Consider the following 7,509-nt stretch of genomic DNA (forward strand, 5'->3'; position numbering starts at 1 on the left):
TTACTAGGGGCTGAAGCCCCCTGAGTTGGCTGTATCCCCTCGCTGAAGCGGAGGGATTTTAGCCTGCCCACATCACTCCTATAAATACTAAAAATATTAAAAGAGCAAACTTTATTTTACCCTTGTAGCGGGAAAGATTATTTTGTACCTAATATTTTTACCCTATGTCACTGATTTTTGGTTGGTAGGTCATCAGATCGGTTTGAGTTATGCTTGGGTGCTTGCCTCAGTGTCCTCAAGTCGCTTAAATGGAGACTTGTTGCATGGACCTCAATTCTATGGGTATTGATCTGAGCCGTATTCCTGCCCAACCTAAGCCGGGTGTTGTCAATGTGCTGGTGGAAATTGCTGGGGGCAGTCGTAATAAATATGAGTTTGACAAGGAAATGAACGTCTTTGCCCTCGATCGCGTGCTCTATTCGGCAGTGACCTATCCCTATGATTATGGGTTTATTCCCAATACACTGGCGGAGGATGGCGATCCCCTCGATGGTCTAGTGATCATGGATGAGCCGACGTTTCCGGGATGCGTAATTCCTGCCCGTCCCATTGGCATGCTGGAGATGATTGACAGTGGCGATCGCGACGAGAAAATTCTCTGTGTACCTGTTGAAGATCCTCGCTACGCTGAGGTGAAATCCCTCAAGGACATTGCGCCTCACCGCCTTGAAGAAATTGCCGAGTTCTTCCGCACCTACAAGAATCTGCAAAAGAAAGTGACTGAAATTCTTGGTTGGCAGGATGTGGATGCGGTGCAGCCCCTTGTGGAAAAATGCATCAAGGCCTATAAAAGCTAGTGCCGGATTAGCACACGCTCTAAAAAGAGGCGGGTTCGCTCCTGTTGCGGACGACGAAACAGTTCCTGGGGCGATCCTTCCTCAATAATTTGGCCATCAGCAAGAAAGACGACGCGGCAAGAGACTTCACGGGCAAATTGCATTTCGTGGGTGACCACCACCATGGTCATTGCTTCTTCCGCCAGTTGTCGCATCACGGCAAGGACATCCCCCACGAGTTCCGGGTCAAGGGCAGAGGTGGGTTCGTCAAAGAGGAGAATCTCCGGTTGCATGGCCAAGGCACGGGCGATCGCCACCCGTTGTTGTTGTCCCCCAGAGAGTTGCCGAGGATAGGCATTCCGTTTATCCAGCAATCCCACTTTGGCCAATAAACTTTCAGCCATTTCAATAGCGACGCGGCGAGGGAGTTTGCGCACAAGGATCGGCGCTTCAATGATGTTTTGCAACACCGTCATGTGGGGAAAGAGGTTAAAGTTCTGAAAGACCATACCCACATCCCGGCGAATCACCCGCAGTTGTTGCGGCGTTGGCACTGGGGGCAGGTAATGGCCGAGAATGACAATCTCCCCCGATTGGTACGTCTCCAACCCATTCAAGCAGCGGAGCAAGGTGCTTTTGCCAGAACCACTGGGGCCAATGAGGGCGACCACCTCTTGCTTAACAACGGTGAAGTTAATGTCCTTCAGGACGTGGCGATCGCCAAAATATTTATTGAGGTGGCGGGTTTGGATCACGATTTCTGGGGCTGCCCCACGCTGAGTCATCACTGCTTCCTAAAAACCGTTATGCTGACTAGACAGATTCTCCGCGTCGCCCATTGGTTAGGCTAGGGTTATCAATAAAGGAAGTGCTTCTCTTTGCTCCCCATGATACGGTGGGAAAACACAATTCTATGATTGATCGTTAAACTTGAGAGTGCCGAAAAAAACATCCCGCAGCATCTGCTATGTCCACCCTGGTCATTGTTGAATCCCCGACAAAAGCCCGTACTATTCGCAAATTTCTGCCCCCGGACTATCGCGTTGAAGCCTCGATGGGTCATGTCCGTGATCTGCCCCGCAGTGCTGCTGATGTGCCCCCCGAACTCAAGGGGGAAGAGTGGGCAACCCTAGGGGTGAATGTCGCTGCTGGCTTTGAACCCCTCTACATTGTCCCCAAAGACAAGCAAAAAGTTGTCAAAGACCTGAAAACGGCACTGAAAACCGCTGATGAACTCCTGCTCGCGACCGATGAAGACCGCGAAGGAGAAAGTATTAGTTGGCACTTGCTGCAACTGTTGGAGCCAAAGGTGCCCGTGCGGCGCATGGTCTTCCATGAAATTACGGAAGAGGCAATTCAAGAAGCCCTGCGCAATTGCCGCGATGTCAATCAACAACTGGTGCGTGCCCAAGAAACGCGGCGTATCCTTGATCGCTTGGTGGGCTATACCCTGTCGCCCCTGCTGTGGCGGAAAATTGCTCCCCATCTGTCGGCGGGGCGGGTGCAGTCGGTGGCAGTACGTCTACTGGTGCAACGGGAGCGGGAACGGCTGGCCTTCCGCAAGGGGCAATTTTGGGATCTCAAAGCCACGCTGGATCAACGGGGAACCCTCTTTCCAGCCCGTTTGGTGAGTGTCGGCGGTCAACGCTTAGCCACGGGCAATGATTTTGATCCTGCTACGGGACAGGTGCGCACCCCTAATGCCGTCTTGCTCTTGGATGAGGCGGCGGCCAATGCCCTGCGCGATCGCCTGCTAACGGAAACGTGGACGGTCACTGAACAAGAGGAGCGCCAACAAACCCGTAAACCGGCTCCCCCCTTTACCACCTCGACCCTGCAACAGGAGGCCAACCGCAAACTGCACCTCTCGGCACAGGATACAATGCGCCTTGCCCAAAAGCTCTACGAAGAGGGCTATATCACCTATATGCGTACTGACTCGGTGCATCTGTCGGAGCAGGCGATCGCTGCTGCTCGCAGTTGCGTGGAAGCCCTGTACGGCAAAGCCTTTTTGTCGCCCCAGCCCCGCCAATACACCACGAAAACGAAGGGCGCCCAAGAAGCCCACGAAGCGATCCGCCCTGCCGGTAGTCAGTTTCGCACCCCCCAAGAAACTGGCCTTAAGGATCGGGAACTGGAACTCTACGAACTGATCTGGAAGCGCACGGTGGCCTCACAAATGGCCGATGCCCGCGTCACCCTGCTAACGGTCTCGATTGCAGCGGGGGATGCCCTCTTCCGCGCCCACGGTAAACGCATTGATTTTCCGGGTTTTTTCCGGGCCTATGTGGAAGGGTCGGATGATCCCGATGCCGCCCTCGAAAGCCAAGAGGTGATGTTGCCCCTGATGCAGGTGGGGGATATTCTCCGCTGCCAAGCTCTTGAAAGTGTCGGTCACGAAACCCAGCCGCCGCCGCGCTACACCGAAGCCAGCCTTGTGAAAGCCCTTGAGCAAGCCGGCATTGGTCGTCCCAGCACCTACGCCACCATCATCAGCACGATCCAAGACCGCGAGTATGCCATTCGGCGGGGCAATGCCCTTGAACCCACCTTTACTGCCTTTGCGGTTACGGCACTGCTGGAGAAATACTTCCCCGACTTGGTGGACATTAACTTCACAGCGCGGATGGAGCAAACCCTTGATGATATTTCTACGGGGGAGGTGCAGTGGCAGCCCTACCTTGAATCCTTCTACTTGGGTGAAAACGGCCTTGAGCAGCAGGTCAAAGAGCGGGAGCGCACGATTGAGTCCACGGAAGCACGGGCGATCGCCCTGCCGGAACTGAATGCCGAAGTGGTAGTGGGTCGCTTTGGTCCTTTTGTCGTCTATCAAAATAGCAATGGCAGTGAACCGATTAAAGCCTCGTTGCCCCAAGACGCCACTCCCGGTAGCCTCACCCGTGAACAGGTGGAGCAATTAATTCGCCAAAAACTAGAGGGTCCCGACAAGCTGGGCGTGCATCCTGAGACCGGGGAACCGATCTTCTTGCTAACGGGGCGTTTTGGTCCCTATGTGCAGTTGGGGGAAGCCACAGAGGCCAATCCAAAACCCAAACGAGCTTCCCTACCCAAGGGGGTCAGTCCCGATGAAGTCACCCTAGACTTGGCGATTACGCTGTTGTCACTGCCCCGCACATTGGGGGTTCATCCCGAAACGGGCAAGCTGATTCAAGCCAATCAAGGTCGCTTTGGCCCCTACATTGTCCATGACCCTGAGGGGGAAAAGGATTATCGTTCCCTCAAGGGGGAGGATGATGTCTATACGATTACCTTGGAGCGTGCCCTAGAGCTACTGGCAACCCCAAAATCCAGTCGTGGCCGTGCCAAGAAACAGGTGCTAGCGGTGTTGGGGAATCACCCAGAGGATGGCGAGCCAGTGCAAGTCTTTGATGGTCCCTATGGCCCCTATGTCAACCACGGTAAGGTGAATGCCTCACTGCCGGAGGCAGTGACACCAGAGACCATCACCCTTGAGCAAGCCCTGCCCCTGTTGGCGGAAAAAGCACCGCAGAAAACCCGCCGCAGTGCAACGGCCACTGCCCCGAAACCAAAATCAACCCAAAAAACAACAACAAAAAAAGCCACTAAGACTACAAAAACTAGCCGCCGTAAGTCAACGGAAACCTAGGTGAATTCCCCTTTTGCTGCTGAAACACTCCTCTTTGAGCGATCGCGCCTCCGGCCAGAGGCACTGCGCGTTATCTATGGCTTTCCCAATACCTACAGCGTTGGCATTACCAGCTTGGGGTATCAACTGGTGTGGGCACAACTGGCCAGCCGTGCCGATGTGGCAGTGAGTCGCCTCTTTACCGATGTGCAGGAGCCACTGCCTCGGGAGCCAGAGTTGGTGGGCTTTTCCTTCTCGTGGGAGTTGGACTACGGCAATCTATTGGCGCTCTTGGAGCAGTTGGGCATTCCCATTTGGCAGCGCGATCGCCACGATCGCCATCCCTTGGTCTTTGGCGGTGGCGCGGTGCTGACGGCAAATCCCGAACCCTTTGCCGACTTTTTTGATGTAATTTTGCTAGGGGACGCCGAACCTCTTTTAGATCCCTTTCTGACAACCATGGCGCAGGTGCGCACTGCCCCGCGATCGCAACAGTTGGAAGCCCTTGCCCAAGTGCCCGGCCTCTATGTCCCCAGTCTTTATGCCGTCAGTTATGCCAGTGCCACAGGACCGCTTCAAGGGATTGAACCCCGAAAGCCCACGGTACCTGCCACAGTGGCCAAACAAGTCCATCGCGGCAATACCCTTGCTGCCTCAACGGTGGTTACCCCCCTCGCCGCTTGGGAAAAGATCTACATGGTGGAGGTGGTGCGCAGTTGTCCAGAGCTCTGTCGCTTTTGTTTGGCCAGCTATTTGACGTTGCCCTTTCGCACACCGAGCCTCGAAACACTGATTCCTGCGATTGAGCGGGGGCTAGCGGTCACCGATCGCCTAGGGCTTTTGGGCGCCTCGATTACCCAACATCCCGAATTTCCCGCCTTGATTGAGTATCTAGGCCAACCACAATTTGACCATGTGCGGGTGAGTTTAGCGTCTGTGCGCACAAATACGGTCACTGCATCCCTTGCCCAACTCTTGAGTCAACGGGGCAGTCAATCCCTGACGATCGCCATCGAAACGGGGTCTGAGCGCCTGCGCCAAGTGATCAACAAAAAGCTTGAGACCGAGGAGATTCTTGCTGCTGCCAGCCATGCCCAAGCCGGCGGCCTCAAGGGGCTAAAGTTTTATGGCATGGTGGGACTGCCCACAGAAACCGATGCCGATGTTGCAGCCACGGTGGATCTCTTTCGCCAATTGAAAAAAACAGCGCCGCGCCTGCGACTCACCCTTGGCTGTAGTACCTTTGTGCCTAAAGCCCATACCCCCTTTCAGTGGTGGGGGGTGCAACCCGTGGCCGAAAAACGCCTCAAGCTCCTGAAAAAAGAATTGGCCAAATTGGGGATTGAGTTTCGTCCTGAATCCTATAATGACTCGCTGATTCAAGCCTTGATTTCGCGGGGCGATCGCCGGCTGGCTCCCCTTTTAGAGCAGGTGCGCCACTATGGTACTTCCTTAGGCAGTTATCGCCGGGCGTTTAAGGAACTGCGGGGACAGTTGCCTGACTTTGAAGCCTATGTCACTGCCAATTGGCCAGAGGAGACAATCTTACCGTGGCAGCATCTCCAAAGTGGCCTGCCCACTAAAACCTTGCAAAATCATCTGCAGCGAGCGATCGCCTAGGCCGGTCTGCGCTGATACAACCATTCCAACAAAACGGCACGACATTGCAAGCACTCCAACTGCGCAAGAAGCTGTGAGATGTCCGCACTCCCGAGCCGAAACCTACCCCCGGCTTGAGGTACCGTTGCCCTTGGCGAGAGTTCAGCAACAAAGCCCCACACTTTTTGATTGGAGAAGGCACTATTGACTAGCCAAGGCTGCTCACTGACGGGGGTGATTCCTTGAATGACAGCAGCGGTAATTCCCAATTCCCGTGTCAAAATTTGCGGCACGATCGCGATCGGGTCTTGATCCGACCCTACTCTTCCACCAGGAAAATCTACCGTAGCTCGCTGAACCCCCACCCGAAAGGTTGGCGGCAAGCAGATTAAATCCTTCCCTTGCAGCGGCAGGACAATCACCGAGTCCGCCTTTTCTACCCGCCAGTATTCTAGGGCTTCACCCGTGCCCGTCAACCACTTCTCGGCAATTAAGGTCACCCACTTGGATTGAATGCGTACCAGTTCATCGAGCGATCGCCAATTCACTGTTGCCACTCTTCAGGAACTTGAGCTATTTTCTCATGCCCTGCGGGGGTGTACACCGGTCTACCGAGGGGGCGGTAGGGCAGGGTGCCCTTGTCATAGGCCTGAAGCCGTTGGCGAGCAATGTTGATATAAGCGGGTTCCTTCTCACAGCCCATTGCCCGTCGATCGTGCATGAGGGCAGCCAAAAGCGATGATCCCACCCCCATATAGGGGTCAAAGACCCAATCCCCTTCATGGCTGAGAGCGAGAACGCAGCGCTCCACCAACTCAATCGGAAACTGGCAGGGATGCAATGTTTTTTCAGGATGATTGGACTTGACATTGGGAATATCCCACACCAGTTCTTGCCAATCCTGAACAACGATTTCCCAGACATCCGATGGATTTTTGCCTAAGGGATTGCCCGAGGGTTTGCCCTTATTCGGGCCTTTGAAGTGGCGTTTCCCCGGATACTTGGCTGGAATACGCACCGCATCCAAATTAAAGATGTAATGATCGGACTTCGTGAACCAGAGAATCGTTTCATAGCGGCCAGAAAAGCGCTTTGTCGCATGGAGACCATGGCCAAATTTCCAAATGATGCGATTGCGCAGCTTCAAACCCAATCGCTTGAAGAGGGGATAAAACAAAATATCCAAGGGATAAACTTCTCCCCCTTGAACAAAATTGCCCACTTGCCAGCACAGACTTCCCTCTGGCCGCAACACGCGATATAGCTCGGTAATTACCTTGCTTTGGCTCTGGAGATAATCCTCGATCGCCACCGGAGTTTCATAGGTCTTGCCGAGGTTGTAGGGCGGCGACGTAAAGATGAGCGTCATAGCCTCATCCGGCACCTGACGAATCACCTCACAGACATCTCCACTGGCAATGACTAGCTTAGCCTCTGGAGAAAAGCGCTCTTGAATGTGCTGGCCAGAACTCATTGACTTCTCCCCTTCTTGAAAGAGAGAGGATTCCCAAAGGATGCTACGCAACG

Annotated in this window: 6 protein-coding genes; 3 read left to right on the top strand and 3 right to left on the bottom strand. The window is 54.2% G+C overall.

The window, feature by feature from the left end; genetic code table 11:
• Positions 1–284 precede the first annotated feature (284 nt).
• Entirely contained in the window at positions 285–797 is a 513-nt protein-coding gene (locus tag IGQ15_RS08060; RefSeq protein ID WP_297050603.1) for an inorganic diphosphatase, read from the top strand.
• On the opposite strand, the gene IGQ15_RS08065 is transcribed toward IGQ15_RS08060, so the two are convergent.
• Complete coding sequence (locus IGQ15_RS08065; protein ID WP_297050591.1) at positions 794–1,561, bottom strand: amino acid ABC transporter ATP-binding protein; 768 nt, start codon at positions 1,559–1,561, stop codon at positions 794–796. The two genes, IGQ15_RS08060 and IGQ15_RS08065, sit on opposite strands and share 4 nt — an antisense overlap.
• Before the next feature lie 182 nt (positions 1,562–1,743).
• On the opposite strand from IGQ15_RS08065, the gene topA reads away from it, so the two are divergent.
• Positions 1,744–4,404, top strand: a complete 2,661-nt coding sequence (gene topA / locus IGQ15_RS08070) for a type I DNA topoisomerase (RefSeq protein ID WP_297050594.1) — start codon at positions 1,744–1,746, stop codon at positions 4,402–4,404.
• Entirely contained in the window at positions 4,405–6,003 is a 1,599-nt protein-coding gene (locus tag IGQ15_RS08075) for a radical SAM protein (protein ID WP_297050596.1), read from the top strand. It abuts the gene before it with no gap.
• Here IGQ15_RS08075 and IGQ15_RS08080 read toward each other — a convergent pair.
• Together IGQ15_RS08080 and IGQ15_RS08085 are read right to left on the bottom strand one after the other, a co-directional pair.
• Positions 6,000–6,539: an NUDIX hydrolase gene (locus IGQ15_RS08080; protein ID WP_297050599.1), complete on the bottom strand. Its 540-nt coding sequence runs from the start codon at positions 6,537–6,539 to the stop codon at positions 6,000–6,002. The genes IGQ15_RS08075 and IGQ15_RS08080 overlap by 4 nt on opposite strands.
• On the bottom strand, positions 6,527–7,456 hold the full coding sequence (locus tag IGQ15_RS08085) for a site-specific DNA-methyltransferase (protein ID WP_363315821.1): 930 nt from the start codon (positions 7,454–7,456) through the stop codon (positions 6,527–6,529). The genes IGQ15_RS08080 and IGQ15_RS08085 overlap by 13 nt, the downstream gene beginning before the upstream one ends.
• Between the last annotated feature and the right edge of the window lie 53 nt (positions 7,457–7,509).

It is taken from the genome of Thermosynechococcus sp. M98_K2018_005 (assembly GCF_015295825.1).
Lineage (GTDB): Bacteria > Cyanobacteriota > Cyanobacteriia > Thermosynechococcales > Thermosynechococcaceae > Thermosynechococcus.

What these genes read in the sequence shown, in the direction of transcription:
- IGQ15_RS08065 (WP_297050591.1), bottom strand. Translation starts at nt 1,561, where the DNA reads ATGACTCAGCGTGGGGCAGCCCCAGAAATCGTGATCCAAACCCGCCAC.
- topA (WP_297050594.1), top strand. Translation starts at nt 1,744, where the DNA reads ATGTCCACCCTGGTCATTGTTGAATCCCCGACAAAAGCCCGTACTATT.
- IGQ15_RS08085 (WP_363315821.1), bottom strand. Translation starts at nt 7,456, where the DNA reads ATGAGTTCTGGCCAGCACATTCAAGAGCGCTTTTCTCCAGAGGCTAAG.